The sequence below is a fragment of the Pseudonocardia sediminis genome (assembly GCF_004217185.1).
Taxonomy (GTDB): domain Bacteria; phylum Actinomycetota; class Actinomycetes; order Mycobacteriales; family Pseudonocardiaceae; genus Pseudonocardia; species Pseudonocardia sediminis.
The window spans coordinates 1434935-1455006 of sequence record NZ_SHKL01000001.1; the positions used below are offsets into that span (position 1 = coordinate 1434935).

At 74.0% G+C, this 20072-nt stretch carries 18 protein-coding genes; 11 read left to right on the forward strand and 7 right to left on the reverse strand.

Translation table 11 applies throughout. The features are described 5' to 3' along the window. The first annotated feature begins 3 nt into the window (after window positions 1-3). Window positions 4-966, forward strand: a complete 963-nt coding sequence (locus EV383_RS06925; RefSeq protein ID WP_130289135.1) for an o-succinylbenzoate synthase — start codon at window positions 4-6, stop codon at window positions 964-966. Window positions 967-1218: 252 nt separating this feature from the next. Here the strand turns inward: EV383_RS06925 and EV383_RS06930 are convergent, their stop codons facing one another. After that, entirely contained in the window at window positions 1219-3132 is a 1914-nt protein-coding gene (locus EV383_RS06930) for a DUF222 domain-containing protein (RefSeq protein WP_130289136.1), read from the reverse strand. 555 nt (window positions 3133-3687) lie between these two features. Further along, the gene (locus tag EV383_RS06935; protein WP_130289137.1) at window positions 3688-4305 is read right to left on the reverse strand and encodes an MSMEG_1061 family FMN-dependent PPOX-type flavoprotein; all 618 of its coding nucleotides are present in this window, start codon (window positions 4303-4305) and stop codon (window positions 3688-3690) included. A 107-nt stretch (window positions 4306-4412) separates the two neighbouring features. On the opposite strand from EV383_RS06935, the gene EV383_RS06940 reads away from it, so the two are divergent. Further along, window positions 4413-5366 carry an NAD(P)/FAD-dependent oxidoreductase gene (locus EV383_RS06940; protein ID WP_130289138.1) on the forward strand — a complete coding sequence of 318 codons (954 nt, stop codon included), beginning with the start codon at window positions 4413-4415 and terminating at the stop codon, window positions 5364-5366. Between the two features lie 94 nt (window positions 5367-5460). Here EV383_RS06940 and EV383_RS06945 read toward each other — a convergent pair whose 3' ends face one another. From EV383_RS06945 to EV383_RS06960, 4 genes are read right to left on the reverse strand one after another with little or no spacing between them, the layout of a single operon-like run. Next, window positions 5461-6684, reverse strand: a complete 1224-nt coding sequence (locus EV383_RS06945) for an MFS transporter (protein ID WP_130289139.1) — start codon at window positions 6682-6684, stop codon at window positions 5461-5463. Further along, window positions 6681-7664 (reverse strand): ABC transporter substrate-binding protein, encoded by a 984-nt coding sequence (locus tag EV383_RS06950; RefSeq protein WP_130289140.1) that lies wholly within the window; start codon window positions 7662-7664, stop codon window positions 6681-6683. Before EV383_RS06950 ends, EV383_RS06945 begins: the two co-directional genes overlap by 4 nt. A gap of 2 nt (window positions 7665-7666) precedes the next feature. Beyond that, entirely contained in the window at window positions 7667-8473 is an 807-nt protein-coding gene (locus EV383_RS06955; protein WP_130289141.1) for an ABC transporter ATP-binding protein, read from the reverse strand. Window position 8474: 1 nt separating this feature from the next. Further along, window positions 8475-9563: a FecCD family ABC transporter permease gene (locus tag EV383_RS06960; protein WP_130289142.1), complete on the reverse strand. Its 1089-nt coding sequence runs from the start codon at window positions 9561-9563 to the stop codon at window positions 8475-8477. Window positions 9564-9675: 112 nt separating this feature from the next. Between EV383_RS06960 and EV383_RS06965 the strand changes: the two genes are divergently transcribed. The 9 genes from EV383_RS06965 to EV383_RS07005 all read left to right on the forward strand — a co-directional run bounded on the left by EV383_RS06965 (window position 9676) and on the right by EV383_RS07005 (window position 19559). Then, window positions 9676-10383 (forward strand): methyltransferase domain-containing protein, encoded by a 708-nt coding sequence (locus tag EV383_RS06965; RefSeq protein WP_130289143.1) that lies wholly within the window; start codon window positions 9676-9678, stop codon window positions 10381-10383. Beyond that, window positions 10380-11195: a Rossmann-like domain-containing protein gene (locus EV383_RS06970; RefSeq protein WP_130289144.1), complete on the forward strand. Its 816-nt coding sequence runs from the start codon at window positions 10380-10382 to the stop codon at window positions 11193-11195. The genes EV383_RS06965 and EV383_RS06970 overlap by 4 nt, the downstream gene beginning before the upstream one ends. Before the next feature lie 11 nt (window positions 11196-11206). After that, window positions 11207-12151, forward strand: coding sequence for a GHMP family kinase ATP-binding protein (locus EV383_RS06975; protein ID WP_130289145.1), 945 nt, complete (start codon window positions 11207-11209; stop codon window positions 12149-12151). Next, on the forward strand, window positions 12088-13131 hold the full coding sequence (locus tag EV383_RS06980; protein ID WP_130289146.1) for a pyridoxal-phosphate dependent enzyme: 1044 nt from the start codon (window positions 12088-12090) through the stop codon (window positions 13129-13131). The genes EV383_RS06975 and EV383_RS06980 overlap by 64 nt, the downstream gene beginning before the upstream one ends. 55 nt (window positions 13132-13186) lie before the next feature. Continuing rightward, window positions 13187-14680 (forward strand): FAD-binding oxidoreductase, encoded by a 1494-nt coding sequence (locus tag EV383_RS06985; RefSeq protein ID WP_130289147.1) that lies wholly within the window; start codon window positions 13187-13189, stop codon window positions 14678-14680. 135 nt (window positions 14681-14815) lie between these two features. Then, window positions 14816-16282 carry an AMP-binding protein gene (locus EV383_RS06990; protein ID WP_130289148.1) on the forward strand — a complete coding sequence of 489 codons (1467 nt, stop codon included), beginning with the start codon at window positions 14816-14818 and terminating at the stop codon, window positions 16280-16282. A gap of 72 nt (window positions 16283-16354) precedes the next feature. Then, window positions 16355-17920 carry a CYTH and CHAD domain-containing protein gene (locus EV383_RS06995; protein ID WP_130289149.1) on the forward strand — a complete coding sequence of 522 codons (1566 nt, stop codon included), beginning with the start codon at window positions 16355-16357 and terminating at the stop codon, window positions 17918-17920. Between the two features lie 16 nt (window positions 17921-17936). Then, the gene (locus EV383_RS07000; protein WP_130289150.1) at window positions 17937-18968 is read left to right on the forward strand and encodes a PHP domain-containing protein; all 1032 of its coding nucleotides are present in this window, start codon (window positions 17937-17939) and stop codon (window positions 18966-18968) included. Window positions 18969-18992: 24 nt separating this feature from the next. Then, on the forward strand, window positions 18993-19559 hold the full coding sequence (locus tag EV383_RS07005) for a TetR/AcrR family transcriptional regulator (RefSeq protein ID WP_130289151.1): 567 nt from the start codon (window positions 18993-18995) through the stop codon (window positions 19557-19559). A 9-nt stretch (window positions 19560-19568) separates the two neighbouring features. Here EV383_RS07005 and EV383_RS07010 read toward each other — a convergent pair whose 3' ends face one another. Next, window positions 19569-20003 (reverse strand): cupin domain-containing protein, encoded by a 435-nt coding sequence (locus EV383_RS07010; protein ID WP_242622943.1) that lies wholly within the window; start codon window positions 20001-20003, stop codon window positions 19569-19571. Window positions 20004-20072: the final 69 nt, after the last annotated feature.

The window sequence follows — 20072 nt, forward strand, 5'->3', positions numbered from 1 at the left end:
ACCGTGAACGACGACGTCTCCGTCTACGCGGTCCCGATGACCACCCGGTTCCGCCGGATCACCGTGCGCGAGGGGCTCCTGCTCTCCGGTGACGCCGGGTGGGGCGAGTTCTGCCCGTTCACCGAGTACGACGACCGCGAGTCCGCGCCCTGGCTGGCGTCCGCGGTGGAGGCGGCGCGGCTGGGCTGGCCGGAACCGGTGCGCGACCGGGTCCCGGTCAACTGCACCGTCCCCGCCGTCGACGCCGCGACCGCGCACCGGATCGTGCGGGAGTCGGGGTGCACGACCGCGAAGGTCAAGGTCGCCGACCTGCCCGGGTCGTTGCCCGAGGACGAGGAGCGGGTGGAGGCGGTCCGCGACGCGCTCGGCCCCTCCGGTGCGGTCCGGGTGGACGCGAACGGCGCGTGGACCGTGAGCGAGGCGGTGCACGCGATCGGGCAGCTCGAGCGCGCCGCGGGTGGGCTGGAGTACGTCGAGCAGCCGTGTCCGGAGATCGAGCAGCTCGCGCAGGTGCGCCGCCGCGTCGACGTCCGGATCGCCGCCGACGAGTCGATCCGCCGCGCCGAGGACCCGATGCGGGTGGTGCTCGCCGAGGCCGCCGACGTCGCCGTGCTGAAAGTCGCGCCGCTGGGCGGCGTGCGCCGCTCGCTGGAGATCGCCGCGGCGTGCGGGCTGCCGGTCGTGGTGTCCTCGGCGGTCGAGACGAGCGTGGGTCTGGCGGCGGGTCTCGCCCTGGCCGGGGCACTGCCCGAGCTGCCGTTCGCCTGCGGTCTGGGCACTGCCTCCCTGCTCTCCGACGACGTCGTCGACCCGGGGGAGCGGCTGGTGCCCGACAGCGGTTCGTTGCCGGTCCCGCGCCGCGCTCCGGACCCGGTTCGCCGCGCCGCTCTGGCCGCGGATGACGAGCGGACCGCCTGGTGGCGTGAGCGCTTCGACCGTGTGGCGGAGCTGCTCGGCGGGCAGTAGCAGGTTCGGCCGGCGTTGGGGTGATGCCTCCGGCCGCCGCGGACGCCGTCGCAAGAACCTGGCCGGGGCCGTCGACGAGATCGTCGGCCGGGAACGTCACCGCTTCGTCACGACGTACGACGCGTCCGTGCTCGCGCCGACGACCCGGGCGCCCAGGTCGGAGTGTTGTCGCCGCCCACGTTCCCGGTCCGCGCATGACCAGCCTCTGTTACCGATGCGTCGTCGACCCGCTGGACGGTGCCCACCACCGCGTCAGAACGGTGGTGGGTCGTCGTCTGTGTCCACCGAGCGGGTGGCGGGACCGTCGCCTTCCACCTGCTCCGGCAAGTGTTCAGCCGGTCGGTCGGTGAAGGCTCGGTAGTCGTAGGGCTCGGTGGTGTGGCGGCGTCCGGTGGGGCTGATCCAGGTCAATGAGCGGTCGGGATGCGCGATCACCTGCCAGCCCGGTGCGTCTTTGAGTTGGTGGTGGTGTTGGCAGTAGCCGTGGAGGTTGTGTTCGGCGGTGGGGCCGTGTTGGGCGGTCCATTCCTGGTGGTGGTCGAGGTCGCGGATCTTGCGCCCGCAGTGGGGTCCGCGGCAGGTGTGGTCGCGGGCCAGGACGTGGTCGCGTAGTCCGGCCGAGGGGGTGTAGGTGGTGCGGCCGAGGTCGAGCAGGGTGCCCGAGAGCGGGTCGGTGACGAGGCGTTTCCAGAGTCCGTCGGCGGCGAGTGTTCGTGCGGTGTCTGCGGTGATGGGGCCGTGGCCGATGAGTTCGGCGGGTCCGTCGCTGCCGGGTAGGAGGGCGTCGAGGCCGACGACGACGTGGATCAACGGTGTGCGCACGGTGGTGTGGAGGTCGGGGCGTCGGGTGAGTGCTTGGGCGACGGCGTCGGCGAGTGTGTCGGGGTCGACCCGCGGCCCGGCCAGTGAGCGGTCGGTCGATCGCTCGGCGGGTGGGTCGGTGGATGGGTCGTGTCGCGACCGGGTCGTGGGCCGGTCGGCGGAATCCGCTTCGGGTGCGGGGCTGGTGTCGGGGCCGTTGGAGCCGACACCGGCCTCCGAGTCGTGGGTGCCGGAGCCGTGGGGGCCGCCGTTGTCGCCCGGGTCATGGGTGTCGTCCTGGTGGCCGGTCATTCCGCCACCGCCGGTGGTGCCGCCACTATCGGTGCCACCGCCACCGCCGGTGCAGCCTTGGTCGGTTCCGCTGTCGCTACCGATACCGCAGCCGTCGTCGGTGCCGCTGCCGTCCCCGCTGGCGAGGATGTCGGTGACCGCGGTGTCGAGGTCGTTGAGGTCGGTGACGGTGAGCCGGCCCTGCAGGACCTGCATGGCCAGGTCGAAACGGCGTTGGTCGAGGGTGCGGGGGTCGTCGGGTCCGAGGGCGCGGGCGAGGCGGTCGGCCATCTGCCAGGCGGCTTCGATCTGTTCGGCGGAGCCGTAGAACCAGAGTGAGGCCATTCCGTCCTCGAGGGAGCGGATGGAGACCCGTCGTTCGGTGTTCGCGGTCGTGTGGCGGCGGTACTCCCCGTCGGGGTCGATCTTCGCGATCGCCCGCCGCAGCCGGTCGCGGACCTGCCGCAACGTCGCATCGGAGGCCTTCGACAGAACCGCGGCTTCGACCTCGCGGGCCTTCTCATCGGGCAGGACGGCGGTGGCGCGGGCGATCGCATCCGCCCGGCGTTCGTCGATGCGGCCCTGTTCGAGGGCGGCGAGGGTGTCGGACAGGACGTGGGTGAACCGTCGTGCGCGGGCGATCTCGCCCGATGCCTCCAGGCGGGGGATGCCGAGGGTGAGTCCGACCTCGTCGGGTAGCCACCGCTGCACCGGGGCGAGACCGAGGACGGGGTCCGCTCCGGGTGGGGCGGCGGTGGTGCCGGCGGGGTGGCGGTCGGCGAAGGTCGCCAGCATCCGCGTCCGGAGTCCGGAGGCCCATCGCAGGATGGCTTCGGTGCCCTGCACGACGTCGAGGACCTCGCCGTCGGAGAGCAGCTCGGGCACGGATCCGGCGGACTGGCACTGCAGCGCCAGCCGCGCTCCCGGTGCCTGGTCGAGGTCTACGACCGCTTCGGCGGGCGGCTCGTCGTCGAGGGTTCCGTTCTCGGGGCAGAGGTCGCCGCAGAGCCAGGCGGGGATGCCGTGGGGGCACGGGTCCTCGACCGGCGGGAGATCCTCGACGACTGCGAACATGCGTTCGATTCTACCGTAACGACGTGCGCTGATCCAGTGGAATGTGGACGGATTCGGCGACTCGTCGACCCGGTGCTCGGCCGGTCGAACAACACCCGACCGAGCGGGTGAGATCGCTCCCGGCGGGAGCGGTTCGACCAGTCGGACGCGGCCTGGCCGTGCGGGACCGAATCCGCTGAACGGGAGGAGCTCCGGGGAGCGGGGCAGGACCGGGGTTGGGTCAGACCGAATGACGACCGAGCGGGCGCGGCCGCACCATGTGGGATGGGCCGGATCGAGCCGGATGGGCCGGATTGAGCGGGATGGGGCGGGCCGAGCGAGATCGGACGGACCGAGTGGGAACCAGATCGAGTGGCGTTGGGCGACAGGGACAGGCTGGGTCGAGTGAGGCCGGACCGGGTCGGGCCGGACCGAGGGGAAGGAGTCGGGCCGTGTGGGACTCGGCCGAGTGGGTCGAGTTGGCGTAGGGCATGCGGGAGGACCGGCGCAGCGGAGGGGGTCGGGCTGAGTGGGCCGGGTCGAGTGGGGGCGGGCCGGGCGGAGGACCGCGACCGGTCAGTACCGGTTGAACCGCGCCTCCAGGCGTAGCGCAGCGTCGATCACCCCGGCGGGGACCTTCACCCCGCTCTGGCTCTTCGCGATCCGGCCGGCGCTGGGCACGTCGCGGCGGTCCGGCCAGGTCGCGGTGTCCCACAGCGACGAGCGTAGGAACGCCTTCGCGCAGTGCAGGAACAGCTCCTCGACCTCGACGACGATCGCCAGTTCGGGCACCGACCCGGAGACGGCGAGCCGCTCGGCGAAGTCCGGGTGGTGCACGATCCGGGCGCGTCCGTTGAGGCGCAGGGTGTCGCCGGAGCCGGGGACGAGGAACAGCATCCCGACCCGTGGGTCGTGCAGGATGTTGCGCAGCGAGTCCAGGCGCCGGTTGCCCTTGCGGTCCCCGAACGCGACCGACCGGCCGTCGTCGAGGACCAGCACGCTGCCGGGCGGGTCGCCGCGAGGGGAGACGTCCGTCGCGCCCTCGGGTCCGGTCGTGGCGAGGAGGAAGAACGGCGAGGCCTCCAGGAACCGGCGGGACTCGGCGTCCACCCGGTCGACGGCCTTCTCGGCCACCGCCCTCACCGGCTTCGTGATGATCTCGCGCAACCGAGTCTCGTCGGTGATCTCCTCCATGCCGCCCCTCCGTGGTCGCCGTTCGGCCACCGTACACCGATGAGTAAGGGTGACCTAACTTCCCGGTGGACGCGCCCCGGGCGCTGGCCGGACCTAGGGTCGGCGGCATGGGCGTGATCGTGGTGGGAGCGGGGATCTCCGGTGTGGCGTGCGCCCGGGAGCTGGCGTCGAGCGGCGTCGACGTGCGGGTGCTGGAGCGGTCGCACTCGGTCGGCGGGCGGCTGGGGGTGCACCGGCACGACGGACGTCCGGCCGACACCGGGGCCGCCTACTTCACCGTCGACGACGACGGGTTCGGCGCGCAGGTGCAGCGGTGGGAGTCCGCCGGCCTGGCCCGCCCGTGGACCGAGCGGCTCGCCGTGTTCACCGGCACCGAGCGGGACGAGGGCAAGCCCGGCCCGATGCGGTGGGCCGCGCCGTCCGGGCTGCGGAGCCTGGTCGCGGACCTCGCCGAGGGACTGACGATCGAGTACCGGCGCGAGGTCGCCGCCGTGGGGCCCGGGCCGGTCGTCGACGGGGAGAAGGCCGACGCCGTCGTCGTCGCGATGCCCGACCCGCAGGCCCGGCGCCTGCTCGACCCTGGTTCCCCGGCCGCGGCCGCCGTGCAGGGGCGGGAGTGGAACCCGGTGCTGGCGATGGTCGCCGGCTACCCGGCGCGGGTCTGGCCGGACCTGCCCGCCGCGTTCGTCAACGACCACCCGACGCTGTCGCTGCTGGCCGACGACGGCCTGCGCCGCGGCGACGGCGCCCCGGTCCTGGTCGCGCACTCGACCGCGGCGGTCGCCCGCATCCACGACGCCGACCCGCAGGCGGCGGCGCCGGAGATGACCGCGGCCGTCGCCGAGCTGCTCGACCTGCACGAACCGCCGGACTGGACGCACGTGCACCGCTGGCGCTTCGCCGCGCCGGCACGGCCGCGCGAGGACGCCTTCCACCTCGGCGACGACGGCATCGCCCTCGCCGGCGACGGCTGGGGCAAGTCCAAGGTGCAGACGGCCTACCTGTCGGGCGTGCAGCTCGGCCGGGCCCTGGCCGAGCGACTCGGCCGACCCCACCGGTGATCCCCGCCCGGGGAGCGGGACCGACCGTGTGGGTCGGTCCCGCTCCCCGGGCGCTGATCACCGGGGACCCCGACGGGGCGCGGATCACGAGAGATCACGACGGGGAACGGGCGGGCTCCCGGGAGAAGCGTCGCGTCCCCGGGACCAGCGCCGCGAGCCCCGGGCCCAGGACGCAGGCGACCGCGCACGTCAGCAGCACGGGCGCGAGACCGAACGCGGCGATCGCCGGTGCGATCAGCGCGAGGCCGAGCGGGGCCAGGCCGTAGGAGAGCAGGAAGTCCAGCGACGAGACCCGGGCCAGTGTCGCCGGGTCGACCTCGCGCTGCACGGCGGTGAACCACGGGACGTTGAACAGCTCGATCCCGATCCCGGCCACCACGTACGCCGCGACCACCACCGCGATCGGCAGCGGCACCAGCAGCGCCAGCGGCGCGACCGCGTACACCCCGAGCCCGGCCAGCGCGGACCAGCCGCGGGCGTGTGGGCGCCACCGCGAGATGATCACGGCACCGAGCAGGGCACCCGCGGTGTAGCCGGTCAGCGCGGCGGCCAGCACGGTCTCGCTGCCGTAGACGTCGCGCGAGACCAGCGGCAGCGCGACGCCGGTGGCCGAGTAGCCGGTCGCGATCACCGTCGTCAGCGCACCCAACCCGGCCAGGAACCAGGGGTGGCGACGGGCCTCGCGCACGCCGTCGGCGAACTCGGTGAAGAACGCGAGGCCCGCGCCCGCGGGGGCCTCCCGGCGGAACGTGCCCCGCGGCGGGAGCACCGCGGCGACCAGCCACAGCAGCGCGATGCCGACGGTCAGTGCGCGGGTCGAGAGCAGCGTGCCGAGCAGTGCGATCGCGGCCGGCGCGATCAGGGTGGTGACCCGCACCGAGAACGTCATCGCCGCGTTGGCCTGCTGGCGCTGCTCGTCGGTGACGATCTCGGCGACCAGTGCCTGGAACGCCGGGCGGCACGCGCCCTGCCCGGCCCCGGCGACGACGGCCCCGGCGATCATCAGCCACAGCGAGGTGCCCAGGCCGACCGCGATCGCCGCGCTCGCCACCGCGGCGGACAGTCCCGACCACCAGACGACGGCGCGCCGGGAGTAGCGGTCGGCGATCACGCCGCTGATCGGGACGGCGGCCAGGAACCCGGCCGTCCGCACGCCGAGCACGATCCCCAGACCGACGGCGTCGAGCGACCCCTCCAGCACCGCCAGCCCGAGGACGAACGGCAGCGCCCACGTGGCCAGTCCGGAGGCGGTCGTCCCGGTCCAGAGCCGCAGGAACGCGGGCTCGCGCAGGACGGCGCGCTGCGCGGGCGCGGTCATCGGGGCAGCTCACGCAGGTAGGCGCCGAACCGCTCCAGGCCGTCGATGTTGCGCGGACCGCTGATGCCCTCGTTGTAGTCGAGGACGAAGAACCGGTTGTCCCGCACGGCCGGGACCGAGCGCAGGATCGGCAGCGACTTCAGGAAGTCGATCTTCTGCTGCGCGCTCTGCTCGCCGTAGTCGAGGATCATGATGATCTGCGGCTGACGCTGGACGACGGTCTCCCAGCCGACGTCGGTCCAGCGGGCGTTCTGGTCGGCCAGGATGTTGCGGCCGCCGGCGATCCGGATGATGTCGTTCGGCGGGACCTGGCTCGCCGCGGAGTTCGGACGGTCGGTCCCGGAGTCGTAGAGGAACACCGACGGCGGCGTCGCGGACTTCGGCGCCTGCGCGGCGACGGCGGCGACGCGCTGCTTCATCGACCCCACGACCTCGGCGGCCTTCTCCGGCACCCGGAAGATCGCGCCGAGACGCGTCATGTCGGCGTAGAGGCCCTCGAGCGGGGCGACCTTCTCCGGGAAACCGGGGTAGTTGTAGCAGGTCTCGGTGTGCATGAAGCTCGCGATCCCGAGGCGGTCCAGCAGCTCCGGGGTGATGCCGCGCTCGGCGCTGAACCCGGACCGCCAGCCCGCGACGACCATGTCCGCGCCCGAGTCCACGACGAGCTCGCGGTTGAGCAGGTCGTCGCTGAGCAGCTCCGTCTTCGCGTACTCCGCGGCGTACGGCGACTCGGTGACCGGCGGGTTCGCCGGGGGCATCACGTAGCCGCGGACCTTGTCGGTGAGTCCGAGCGCGAACATCTTGTCCGAGCTGCCGCCCTCGTAGGTCACGACCCGCTCCGGCGTCCGGTAGGCGACCTGCTGCCCGCACCGGGGGACGGTCACCGTCTCGGCGGCCGCGGTGGGCTCGACCTGCGCACCGCAGGCGGTCGCGGCGAACACCACGGCGAGGGTGAGGGGAACGGCTCGTGACGAGCGCATGGTCAGCGTCCTTCCGGAACGGTGGCGGGGGTGTGGGCGGCGGGAGTGGGCAGGGCGTAGAGGAGCTGGGGCGCGCCGGTCTCGGGATGGGTGACGACGCTCGCGCGCACCCCGAACACCTCCGCGACCAGCGCGGTGGTGATCACCTCCGACGGCGGCCCGCTCGTGACGAGGCGGCCGTGGGAGAGCACTCCGATCCGGTCGCAGACCGCGGCGGCGAGGTTGAGGTCGTGCAGCACCACCAGCACGGTGACGGCGGAGTCCCGCAACACCGAGAGCAGTCCGATCTGGTGGGCGACGTCGAGGTGGTTCGTCGGCTCGTCGAGGACGAGGACCTCCGGCTCCTGGGCGAGCGCGCGGGCGGCCAGGACGCGCTGGCGTTCCCCGCCGGACAGCGTCAGCACGCCGCGCCCGGCCAGGTCGTCGACCCCGACCTGCTCCATTGCGCGGCGGCACACGTCGCGGTCGTGCTCGCCGAGGCGCCGGTTGCCGCGCAGGTGCGGCGCGCGCCCGAGCGCGACCAGCTCCTCGACGGTGAAGTCGAGGTCGGAACCGTGGTTCTGGGTCATCGCCGCGACGGTGCGGGCGCCGTCGCGCAGGCTCGTCGTCGCCAGGTCGGTGTCGCCGACCCACACCGTGCCCCGGCTCGGCGTCAGCGCGCGGTAGACGCAGCGCAGCGCCGTCGACTTGCCGCTGCCGTTCGGTCCGACCAGCCCGACGACGCTGCCGGAGGCGACGTCGAGGGACAGCCCGTGCACGATCGCGCGGCCGTCGATCGCGACGTCGAGGGAGTCCAGACGCAGGTCCATGTCAGCTCCCGCCGAAGACGTAGCCGCGGCGGCGCATCAGCAGCAGGAACACCGGCACCCCGACCAGCGCGGTGATCACGCCCAGCGGCAGCTCCCGCGGTGCGACGACGGTGCGCGAGAGCAGGTCCACCCACACCGCGAAGATCGCACCGGCCAGCGGGGCGATCACCAGCACCTTGGTGTGCGTGGACCCGGCGACGATCCGCACCAGGTGCGGCACGATCAGCCCGACGAACCCGATCGCCCCGCTGACGGCGACCATCGCCCCGGTCATCACCGAGGTCAGGACGAACAGGCGGCGGCGCAGCACGGTGGTGTCGACACCCATGCTGGTCGCGGTCTCGTCGCCCAGGGCCAGCACGTCGAGGTCGCGGGCCCGGCGCCACAGCAGCACGACGCCGACGACGACGATCACCACCACCAGGGGCAGCACGCCCCAGGTCGCGGCGCCGAAGCTGCCCAGCGTCCAGAACAGGACCGTCGACGTCGCCTCGCCCTGCGGCGCCAGGTAGATCAGCAGGGCCATCGCGGCCTGGAACGCGTACGCGAGTGCGATGCCGGTCAGCACCAGCCGCAGCGGTGTGGCCCCGCCCGTCCCGCTCCGGCCGCGCGACGCGAGGTGCACCAGCGCCGCGGCGCCGAGCGCCCCGACGAACGCGCCCAGCGAGATCGCGTAGATCCCGGCCGCGGCGAGTACCCCGAACACCAGTACGGAGACCGCCCCGACCGATGCGCCGGAGGACACCCCGAGCACGAACGGGTCGGCCAGCGGGTTGCGGACCATCGCCTGCACCGCCACCCCGACGGCGCTGAGCCCCGCCCCGACGACGACCGCGAGCAGCACCCGCGGCGTGCGCAGCTGCCAGACGATCTCGTAGGTCGGCACCTCGTCGGCCGAGATCGGGCCCCCGGCCAGTGCGGCCCAGAGGTAGCGGACGGTGTCGGCCGGCGCGACCGAGGCCGACCCCAGCCCGATCGCGACGACGATCGACCCGAGCAGCACCGCGACGAGCACGGCGACGACGAGGATCCCGGTGCCCCGGGACGGCCCGGTGGCGATGGCGGCCGGCTCCGCGACTGTATTGGACATGATTGTCGATACTAGTAACAGGTGATCCGCTCCCAGGTCCAGTGGGCGGTTCGTGACGCTCCGCACCGATGTCACTCTTGCCGGTTAATCAAAAATGATTACCGTTAACGTCATGGATCAACTGACCCTGCCGCCGCCGCTGCCGGCCGAACGGATCGTCGAGCTCAATCGCCCGAAGGGTGACCTGCACACGACGCGGAGCTACACCTGGAACGGCTGGGACCTCGAGGTGCCGCCCGGCGTCTTCCGCCCCGGCCTGACCAGCGCAATGATCTTCGACCGGGTGCTGTCCGGCGAGATCGAGGTGCGCGGACGCCGCTACCTGGCGATGGGCTGCGGGCTCGGCGTCGAGGTGGCCGCCGCCGCGGCCCGCGGCGCCGCCGACGTCTACGCCGTCGACGTCCACCCGGCCAGCGTGGAGACCGCCGTCGCCAACGCCCGCCGTCTGGCGCCGGGGGAGACCCGTGTGCACGCCGTCGTCGCCGACGTCCTGGACGGTTTCCCGGTCGACGCGCAGGTCGACGTCGTCACGTTCAACCCGCCCGCGGTCAGCCGCCCGGTCAGTGACGACCCCGACGTCGTGCGCAACGTCTGCGCCGGCGCCCCGCTGCTGGAGCGCTTCTTCGCCCAGATCGCCGAGCGCGACGTGCTCGCCCCCGGCGCCGAGGTCTACGTGATCGCCTCCAACACCGCCGACCTGCAGACGATCGTCTCGCACGCCGTCACCCACGGGTTCTCGCCCGAGGTCGCGCTGCGCCACGACTGGAACGACGGCGTGCTCACCTACCTGTTCCGCTTCACCGCGGGCGGTTCCGCGTGACCGGCGCGGTCGACACGCTGATCGACGAGGTCCTCGACGGCCGCCACGGCGAACCGCCGGAGAAGCTCGCCGCGACCAGCGTGTTCTGGCTCTGCCACGGCACCCGCCTGGCCGGGGGAGAGGTCACCTACCGCAACCACTACGTGCTCGTCCGGTGCGGTCGCGCGTTCGGCGCGGCCGCCGTCGGGGCCGGGGTGCTCGACCCCGCCGCCTGCCAGGACCTCTCCGGCAGCGCGGTCGCGGACCTGCTGCGACCCGATGCGGAGGTGCCGTACGCGGTGCGGATCGCGGCGCTCGACGCCTACCTCGCCCAGGGGCTGCCGTTCCGCGACGACCCGGCCCCGGAGCCGGTGACCCTGCCCGACGGCACGCCGGAGGAACGGGCGGTGGCCCGGGACGCGGCCGTCGCCGGGCTGCTCGACGTGCCGGCCGGGGCGAAGGTCGCTCTGATCGGCGTGGTGAACCCGCTGGTCGCGGCCATCCGTGACCGTGGTGCGGAGTGCCTGCCGTGCGACCTGGACCTGCGCACGACGCAGTGGGGCGACCCCGTCTCGGACTCCGCGGACGAGGTGATCGACGCCGCGGACGCCGTCGTCGCGACCGGCATGACGCTGTCCAACGGCACGTTCGACCCGATCCTGGCCCGATGTCGGGACCGCGGGATCCCGTTGACGGTCTACGCCCAGACCGGCAGTGCGGTGGCGCGCGCGTTCCTCGGGAAGGGGGTGGCGGCGGTGTCCGCCGAGCCGTTCCCGTTCTCCCAGTTCAGCGCGGAGCCGACCCGGCTCTACCGCTACCGGGCCGGGTCGTGAAGCTCGGTCCCGTGGGAATCGGGGTCGGGCAGGCGCGCAACCATCACGGCGAGCTGCTGCAGGGCGCGTTCCGCGACGCCCGTGGCGTGACGCGGCACGGGCTGGTGACGCTGTTGATGCCCGGCGCCGGGACGGGGGCGGTGTTCGTACCGGACCCGTCCACGGACGTGATCACGGTCGTTCCGGCCGGGCGCACCAAGGCCGAGCGGGCGGCCCGGCTCACCGCGGACGCCCTGGGGCTCGCGACCGGTGGGCGGGTGGAGCTCTCCGGCGCGGTGCCGATCGGGATGGGCATGGGCTCGTCGACGAGCGACGTCGTGGCCACGATCCGCGCGGTGGCCGACGCGGCGGGCGTGACGCCGCCGCCGCGGGTGGTGGCCCGGCTCGCGGTGGCCGCCGAGACGGCGTGCGACCCGACGATGTTCGACGACCGCCCGCTGCTGTTCGCCCACCGCGACGGGCACGTGCTGGAGGACCTCGGCCCGGCGCTGCCGCCGCTGCGGGTGCTCGGCTGCGTCACCGGCGGCGGGCGCCCGGTGGACACCCTCGCCGTCACCCGCACCTACGACGACACCGACGTCGAGGAGTTCGAGCACCTGCGCGACCTGCTCCGCCACGCGGTGCGGCACCGGGACGCGGACCTGCTCGGCGCCGTCGCCACGGCGAGTGCCCGGCGGCACCGGCCGGGCCCGGAGCTCGACCTGCTGGTCGCGGTCGCGGCCGACGCCGGCGCCGTCGGCGTGCAGGTCGCACACAGCGGCAACGTCGCCGGGCTGCTGTTCGACCCCGCCCGCACCGCAGGCCTGAACCGGGCCGCCACCGCGCTCGACGCGCACGGACTACCCGTGACCTCGGTGTTCGTCACGGGCCCACAGACCCCGGGAGGACGACAGTGGACGACCACGTCAGCCAGGCCGTCGGCCGGCCCGACCTCGTACGCCTCGACGAACGCCTGATCTGCCTGCGCTTCGAGACCATGAAGGTGCTCTCCGCCGACGCCGCGGTCGCGCACCTGCTCGAGACCGGCGTCGTCGCCCGCGGCGACACCCTGCTCGACAGCTCCAGCGGCATCTACGCCTACGCGCTCGCCCTGGCGTGCCACCGGCACGGGCTGCGCTGCCACATCGTCGGCTCCACGACCGTGGACGCGGCGGTGCGCACGCAGCTCGCCGTGCTCGGCGCGCACCTGGAGCAGATGCCGCCGAGCGACGACCTGAAGCTCGACCAGAACCGCCGGGTCGCCCGGATCCGCGCGCTGCTGGCGGAGAACCCGCGCCTGCACTGGATGCGGCAGTACCACGACGACGTGCACCACCTCGGCTACCGCGCGGTCGCCGAGACGGTCCGGGCGTCGCTGGGGGACGTGCCGCTGACGGTCGTCGGAGGGGTCGGGTCCGGCGCGTCCACCGGGGCGCTGGCCGGGTACCTGCGCCGCGACGTCCCGGACACCCGCCTGGTCGGGGTGCAGCCCTTCGGCAGCATCACGTTCGGCAGCGAGCACGTGTCCGACCCGGAGATCATCATCGCCGGGATCGGCAGCTCGATCCCGTTCGGCAACGTCGTGCACTCCCGCTACGACGTCGTGCACTGGACCGGGTTCCACGCCGCGCTCTCGGGCAGCGTGGACCTGCTGCGCCGCCACGCCGTGTTCGCCGGGCTCTCCACCGGCGCGGGGTACCTGGCGGCACGGTGGGAGCGCCGGCGCGACCCGGAGCGCACCGTGCTGGTGATCGCCGCGGACACCGGGCACCGCTACGTCGACACCGTCTTCGCCCGGCACGCCGAGGCCGAGCCGATCGACTCGCTGGCCCCGCACGAGGTGTCCGGCACCGACGAGCTGGCCCTGCCGTGGTCGCGGATGGAGTGGGCCGCCGCGCCCGCCCCGCCCGCGGCGCGGGTGTCGCCGGAGGACATGCCGGCCCCGGTGGCGCGCTGAGGAACCGGGGCCCGGCGGTGGCAGGGGCCCGCCGGGGCGGCCTACCGTCTCCGGCATGAGCGACCCCGTCACCGCCGACGCCCCCGCACCCTCCGAGCCGGGGGAGCACCGCCCGTTCGGGGTGTCCACCGCGCCGGCGGAGCTGGCCGTCCTCGAACCGGACGAGGCCGGTCGCGCGGTGCTCGCCGAGCTGGCCGCCGCGCTTCCGGCCGACCGGATGCTCACCGACCCGGACACCGTGCGCCCCTACGTGCACGACGACGCCGAGTGGGCCGAGTTCGGCACGCCGCTTCTCGTGGTCCGGGCGCGCAGCACCGCCGAGGTCGCCGCGGTGGTGACGGCGTGCGCGCGGCACCGGGTGCCGGTCGTCGCGCGCGGGGCGGGCAGTGGCCTGTCGGGCGGCGCGAACGCCGTCGACGGGTGCGTGCTGCTCTCGTTGGAGAAGATGACGGAGATCCTGGAGATCTCCCGCGGCGAGCGACTCGCCGTCGTCCAGCCCGGGGTGGTCAACGACCACCTGCGCGCCGCGTGCGCCGAGCACGGCCTCTGGTACCCGCCGGACCCGGCGAGCGCCCCCTGGTCGACGATCGGCGGCAACGTCGCCACCAACGCTGGCGGGCTGTGCTGCGTCAAGTACGGCGTGACCCGCGACTACGTGCTGGCCCTGGAGGTCGTGACCGCGTCCGGTGAGGTGCTCCGCGTCGGGCGCCGCACCGCGAAGGGCGTCGCCGGCTACGACCTGGCGGGCCTGCTCGTCGGGTCCGAGGGCACGCTCGGGATCATCACCGAGGTCACCGTGAAGCTGCGCCCGGCCCGTCCCACACCGCCGCGCACGGTGGTCGGGTTCTTCGACTCGCTCGCCGCCTGCGGGGCCGCCGTCGCCGCCGTCACCGAGGCCGGGCTGCAGCCGGCCGCGTTCGAGCTCGTCGACCGGGTCTGCCTGCAGGCGGTGAACGCCTGGAAGAACGCCGGGCTGCCCGAGGACGCCGCCGCACTGCTGCTCGCCCAGACCGACCTGCCCGAGCCCGCCGCGCAGATCGAGGCCGACGCCATCCTGGACGCGTTCCGCGCGCACGGCGCCACCGACGCGATGGCCTCGACCGACCCGGTCGAGGCCGAGGCGCTGTTCGACGCCCGCCGGATGGCCTACCCGGCCCTGGAGCAGGGCGGCGACGCGATCCTCACCGAGGACGTCTGTCTGCCGCGGCAGCGTCTCGCCGAGATGCTCGCCCACGTCGTGGAGATCTCCGCCCGGTACGACACGAAGATCGCCAACATCGCGCACGCCGGCGACGGCAACCTGCACCCGTTGATCATCGTCCCGCACGGCGACGACGACGCCCGCCGCCGCGCGCAGGCGGCGTTCGACGAGATCGTCACCCTGGCCGTCGACCTGGGCGGCACGGTGACCGGCGAGCACGGCGTCGGGCTGCTCAAGCGCGACGGCATGGCCCGCGAGCTCGGCCCCGGTGTCCTGGCGATGCAGAGCGCGATCAAGCAGGCGCTGGACCCGCAGAACATCCTCAACCCGGGCAAGGCCCTGGCCTGACCGGCGGGCCCCACGGCTCCTGTGCCGATCGGCACACCGGCCGTCGGTGCCGGCCGGTGCGATGATCCGACGACGCCACCCGCACCGCGCCACGACCGGCGCGGGTGCGACCCCCGACGACGTGGAGGTGTCCCGATGCAGACCGGTCCGCTGTTCCCGGCCCTGGCCGACCCGACCGACGCACCGGCGGTGCGCTTCTCCGGCAGCTCGCACGACGGCGCCCTGACCCATCGGGAGCTGGCCCGCGTCGCCGACGGGGTCGCCGCGTCGATCACGGGGCTCTCCCGCGTCGCGGTGTGGGCGACGCCGACGCTGCCGACCGCGGTGGGTGTCGTCGCCGGGCTGCGCGCCGGGGTGCCGGTGGTGCCGGTCAACCCGAAGAACGGCGAGCGGGAGCTGGGGCACGTCCTCTCGGACTCCGAGCCGGAGGCGGTCCTCGTCGCGCCGGACGTCGAGCTGCCGTCGGCGCTGGACGGGCTGCGCCGGATCGACGTCGACCCGTCGCAGGTGCCGGACACCGGGGCCGGGACACCGGGGGAGGAGCCGGGTCCGGACGCGCCGGCGCTCGTCGTCTACACCTCCGGGACCACCGGGGCGCCGAAGGGCGCCGTGCTCTCGCGCGGCGCCGTCGCGTCCAACCTGGACGCGCTCGGGCAGGCCTGGGGCTGGACCGGGGACGACGTCCTCGCGCACGCGCTGCCGCTGTTCCACGTGCACGGCCTGGTGCTCGGTACGCTCGGACCGCTGCGCCGCGGCGGGTCGCTGCACCACCTCGGCGCGCTGACCGGCAAGGAGCTCGCCGCCGCGATCGACGACGGCGCGACGATGGTGTTCGGCGTCCCGACCCAGTACCACCGCCTGGCCGCCGACCTGGAGTCCGATGCCGGGTCCGCCGCCGCCGTCGGACGCGCCCGGCTGCTGGTGTCCGGGTCGGCCGCGCTGACCGCCGTCGACCACGCGCGCATCTCCGCGCTGACCGGGCACAGCGTCCGGGAGCGCTACGGCCTCACCGAGACGCTGATCCTCACCGCCGCCCGCGCCGACGAGCAGCCCGAGGTCGGCACCGTCGGCCGCCCGCTGCCCGGCACCGAGGTCCGCCTCGCCCCGCTCCCGGCCGAGGCCGACGCCCCGGAAGGCGCCGAGGAGGACGGGCTCGGGGGTGTCGAGGTCCGCGGGCCGGGCCTGTTCTCCGGCTACCTCAACCTCCCCGAGGCGACGGCCGAGACCACCACCGCCGACGGCTGGTACGCCACCGGCGACATCGGACGGTGGACGGCGTCCGGCGCGCTCGCACTCGTCGGTCGCAAGGCCACGGACCTGATCAAGTCCGGTGGCTACAAGATCGGCGCCGGCGAGATCGAGAACGCGTTGCTGGAGCACCCGGGCGTCGCCGAGGTCGCGGTGCTCGGGGAGTCCGACGAGGACCTGGGGGAGCGGGTCGTGGCCTACGTCGTCGCCGCGGGGGAGCAGCCGGACCCGGCCGAGCTCGTCGAACACGTCGTGGGCCTCCTGGCCGCGCACAAGCGCCCGCGCGAGATCCGATTCCGGGACGCGCTCCCGCGCAACGACATGGGGAAGGTGCAGAAGAAGCTGCTCCGGTGAACGCCGTGTTTCCCCCGGATGGCCCCGGTTGGCGGTGACGGTCCCCGGGAACCCTGAGGGATGACCGACAGCGTGCACACAGGAGACATCACCGGCCGCGGGCACGAGGCCCGTGCGCCCGACACCTACCGCGGACCGGCGCACACCGGGGCCCCGCGTCTGTCCGACATCGACGGTGTCGAGACCGTCGAGGTCGCCGACGACCACGACGTCATCGAGCAGGAGCGCTACGACACCCCGGACCTGCGCCTGTCCGCGGCCGGGATCACGCTCGCCGTGCACCGCCTGCCGGGCTCGGCGCACTGGCAGCTCACGCTCCCCGACGGCGGCCCGGAGGAGCAGCTGCGGCTGCCGCTGGCCGCCCCCGACGTCGAGGGAGTCGACCCGGACGCGGTCCCGGAGCAGATCGACGTCCTGATCCGCGGCGTGCGTGGTGACGAGCCGGTCGCGCCGGTCGGCCGGATCCGCACCGTGCGCACGACGTCGCGCCTGCGCGACCTGTCCGGCCAGGAGATCGTCACCCTGACCCGTGACGAGGTCCAGGTGTCCACGCTCGGTACGTCCACCAGCGTCGAGAACTGGTCCGAGGCCGAGGTGACCCGGGGCAACGCCACCGGCGCCGCGCTGCTCTCCCAGCTCGACACCCGCCTGCGTGAGACCGGCCTGACCGCCGCCCCGCACGGCGCCGAGGAGGCGCTGGAGCGGATGCTGGCCGCGCTCGCGCCGGACACCCCGAAGCGCTGGATCGGCAAGAAGGGCACCGCGGGCACCGTCCTGCTCGACTACATCGGCAGCCAGGCCGACCGCCTCGCCGCCCGCGAGCTGAGCCTGCGCGAGGACGAGCCGGACGCCGTGCACCAGATGCGTGTCGCGTCACGGCGGATCCGCAGCGCCCTGCGCACCTACTCCGGTGTCCTGGAGGGCCCCCGGGTCGAGCACGTGGTCGAGGAGCTGAAGTGGCTCGGGCGCGCCCTGGCCGGCGACCGGGACATCGAGGTGATCAAGGAGCGCATCGAGTCCCACCTCGACGAGCTGCCGCCGGAGCTGGTCCTCGGACCGGTCCGCGCCCAGGTCACCCGCCACTTCGCCCGTCAGCAGGCGGAGTCCCGCGCGGCCGTTCTGGGCACTGTGGACGGCCCGCGCTACCGGGCGCTGCAGGGCGCCCTCGCGCGCCTGCTGATCGACCCGCCGCTGTCGTCGGCCGCCCGCAAGCCCGCCGCGAAGGTCATGCCCGCGATGGTCGCGACCGTCGCGGCGAAGCTGGGCAAGCGGATGGACGCGGCCGTGGACGGCGCCGAGGGCACCGACCACGACGAGGCCCTGCACGGCGCGCGGCGCACCGGCAAGCAGCTGCGCTACGCGACCGAGGTCGTCCGCCCGGTCGTCGGCAAGGACGCCAAGACGTTCGCCAAGGGCCTCGAGGAGCTGCAGGACGCGCTCGGCGCGCACCAGGACGCCGTCGTGGCCCGCGAGACGCTGCGCGAGCTCGGGGCGCAGGCCGGTGCGGAGAACCAGAACGGGTTCACGTTCGGCCTGCTCTACGGGCAGGACGTCGAGCGGGCGAAGGCGGTCCAGTCGGCCGTGCCGGACGTCTGGGCGCGCGTGAACGACAAGAAGCAGCGGCGCTGGATGAAGTAGTGGCAGCATCACTGCGGTGAGTGATACCCGCGACCCGGTGGCCGACCTGCGGCGGATCGCGTTCCTGCTGGAACGCGCCCACGAGTCGACCTACCGGGTGCGGGCGTTCCGCACCGCGGCGGCCGCCCTGCGCGGCAAGGACGCCGACGAGCTCGCCCGGATGCGGAAGTCCGGCGAGCTCGTCGCCCTGCGCGGGGTCGGGGAGGTCACCGCGCGGTGCGTCGCGGAGTCCCTCGACGGCGAGGAGCCGGTCTACCTGCGCCGCCTGGAAGCCACCGAGGGCGTCCCGCTGGACACCGCGGCCGAGCAGCTGCGCGGCGCCCTGCTCGGGGACCTGCACTCGCACACCGACGCCTCCGACGGCGGCTCGCCGCTGCAGGAGATGGTCGAGACCGCGATCGCGCTCGGGCACTCCTACCTCGTCGTCACCGACCACTCGCCGCGGCTGACCGTGGCCAACGGGCTGTCCGCGGACCGCCTGCGCGCCCAGATCGCGCAGGTCGCCGACCTGAACACGGCGTTGGGCGAGCACGGGTCGACGTTTCGGGTGCTGACCGGGATCGAGGTCGACATCCTCGACGACGGCGCGCTCGACCAGGATCCGGACCTGCTCGAAGCGCTCGACGTCGTCGTGGCCAGCGTGCACTCCAAGCTCCGGATGCCCGGCGACGAGATGACCGAGCGGATGCTCACCGCCGTCGCGAACCCGCACGTCGACGTCCTCGGGCACTGCACCGGGCGGATGGTGACCGGCAAGCGCAAGCGCCCGGAGTCCGACTTCGACGCACCGCGCGTGTTCGACGCCTGCGCCGAGTACGGCGTCGCCGTCGAGATCAACTCCCGGCCGGAGCGGCTCGACCCGCCGAAGCGCCTGCTGCGCCTGGCCGTGGAGGCCGGGTGCGACTTCTCGATCGACACCGACGCACACGCGCCCGGCCAGCTGGACTGGCTCGACTTCGGCTGTACCCGGGCGGTCGCGTGCGGGGTCCCGGCCGAGCGGGTGCGCAACACCTGGGAGGTTTCGTCATTGTTGTCGCACCGCGGCTGAGCCCGACCTGCAAGGATCGCGCCCGTGGACGGTGACATCGGTGGTGACGTCCTGGAGAGCGTTCTCGATGCGGGTCTGCAGCTGTGGTCGGACTCGGGGTGGACGGCGGTGACCCTGCCCGCGGCGTGTGCCGCGGCCGGCGTCCCCGTCGCCGACCTGGCCGAGGACTTCCCGGACTCGCTCGACCTTCTGTGCGAGGTGTTCGACCGCAGTACCGACGAGCGCGCGTCGGCGGTGATCACGGCGATGGACGCCGCCCCGCACGACGAACGGCTGCGCGCGGGCATGCGGGCGTTCGTTGCGTGCATCGACCGCGACCCCCGGCACGCCGCGGTGCTCGTCGAGGCCGTGGGGTGCCCGGAGCTGCGGGCCCGGCGGCGCAGCTCGTTCCGCGGGTTCGCCGCGCTGATGGCGTCGCAGGTGGTCGGTACCGCCGCCGAGCCGCGGCGGCTGCAGGTCGCCGCGCACTTCTGCCTCGGCGGCCTGACCGAGATGACGCTGGCCTGGCTGGACTCCGAGACCGACGTCGACCGGGAGCTCGTCCTCGAACACGGCGCCCGGATGTTCGAGGTCACCATGACCACGCCCTGAGCGGGCCTCTCAGTCCATCTCGAAGTCCGCGAAGTCGAACCCCGGCGACACCACGCAGGTGACGAGCGCGGGCTCGTCACCCTGCAGTGTGGCGGCCTGCCAGACGCCCGCCAGGACCTCGACCTGCGGGCTCGCCCCGTCGTGTCCCGGTGGCCCGAGCAGCTCCGTCCGCTCCTCGACGGGGGCCTCGCCGTCGCCCCCGAACGAGAGCGCGATCGGTGACCCGGAGTGCCGGCACCACAGCTCCGCGGACCGGACGCGGTGCCATCGCGAGACCCCGTCGAGGAGATAGAGGATCGCCGTCGCGGTCGGTCGCGGACCGTGTGCGGTGGGCACCGTGACCGGGGAGGTCCAGGTCCGGCGGTACCACCCACCCTCGGGATGGGCGGCCAGGTCGAGGGCGGTGACGAGCTCCGGGACGGCCATCGCAGCAGTCTCCCTCATCGTCACCGGTGGTGACCGCGGGTGAGGTCACACTTGCTAACGGTGCACGAACGGGGGCGCTCCGAACGG

Excerpts from the sequence above, each read along its gene's own strand:
- EV383_RS06955 (WP_130289141.1), bottom strand. The coding sequence starts at position 8,473 with ATGGACCTGCGTCTGGACTCCCTCGACGTCGCGATCGACGGCCGCGCG.
- EV383_RS06990 (WP_130289148.1), top strand. The coding sequence starts at position 14,816 with ATGCAGACCGGTCCGCTGTTCCCGGCCCTGGCCGACCCGACCGACGCA.
- EV383_RS06960 (WP_130289142.1), bottom strand. The coding sequence starts at position 9,563 with ATGTCCAATACAGTCGCGGAGCCGGCCGCCATCGCCACCGGGCCGTCC.
- EV383_RS06965 (WP_130289143.1), top strand. The coding sequence starts at position 9,676 with ATGGATCAACTGACCCTGCCGCCGCCGCTGCCGGCCGAACGGATCGTC.
- EV383_RS06985 (WP_130289147.1), top strand. The coding sequence starts at position 13,187 with ATGAGCGACCCCGTCACCGCCGACGCCCCCGCACCCTCCGAGCCGGGG.
- EV383_RS07010 (WP_242622943.1), bottom strand. The coding sequence starts at position 20,003 with ATGAGGGAGACTGCTGCGATGGCCGTCCCGGAGCTCGTCACCGCCCTC.
- EV383_RS06945 (WP_130289139.1), bottom strand. The coding sequence starts at position 6,684 with ATGACCGCGCCCGCGCAGCGCGCCGTCCTGCGCGAGCCCGCGTTCCTG.
- EV383_RS06935 (WP_130289137.1), bottom strand. The coding sequence starts at position 4,305 with ATGGAGGAGATCACCGACGAGACTCGGTTGCGCGAGATCATCACGAAG.
- EV383_RS06950 (WP_130289140.1), bottom strand. The coding sequence starts at position 7,664 with ATGCGCTCGTCACGAGCCGTTCCCCTCACCCTCGCCGTGGTGTTCGCC.
- EV383_RS06930 (WP_130289136.1), bottom strand. The coding sequence starts at position 3,132 with ATGTTCGCAGTCGTCGAGGATCTCCCGCCGGTCGAGGACCCGTGCCCC.
- EV383_RS06940 (WP_130289138.1), top strand. The coding sequence starts at position 4,413 with ATGGGCGTGATCGTGGTGGGAGCGGGGATCTCCGGTGTGGCGTGCGCC.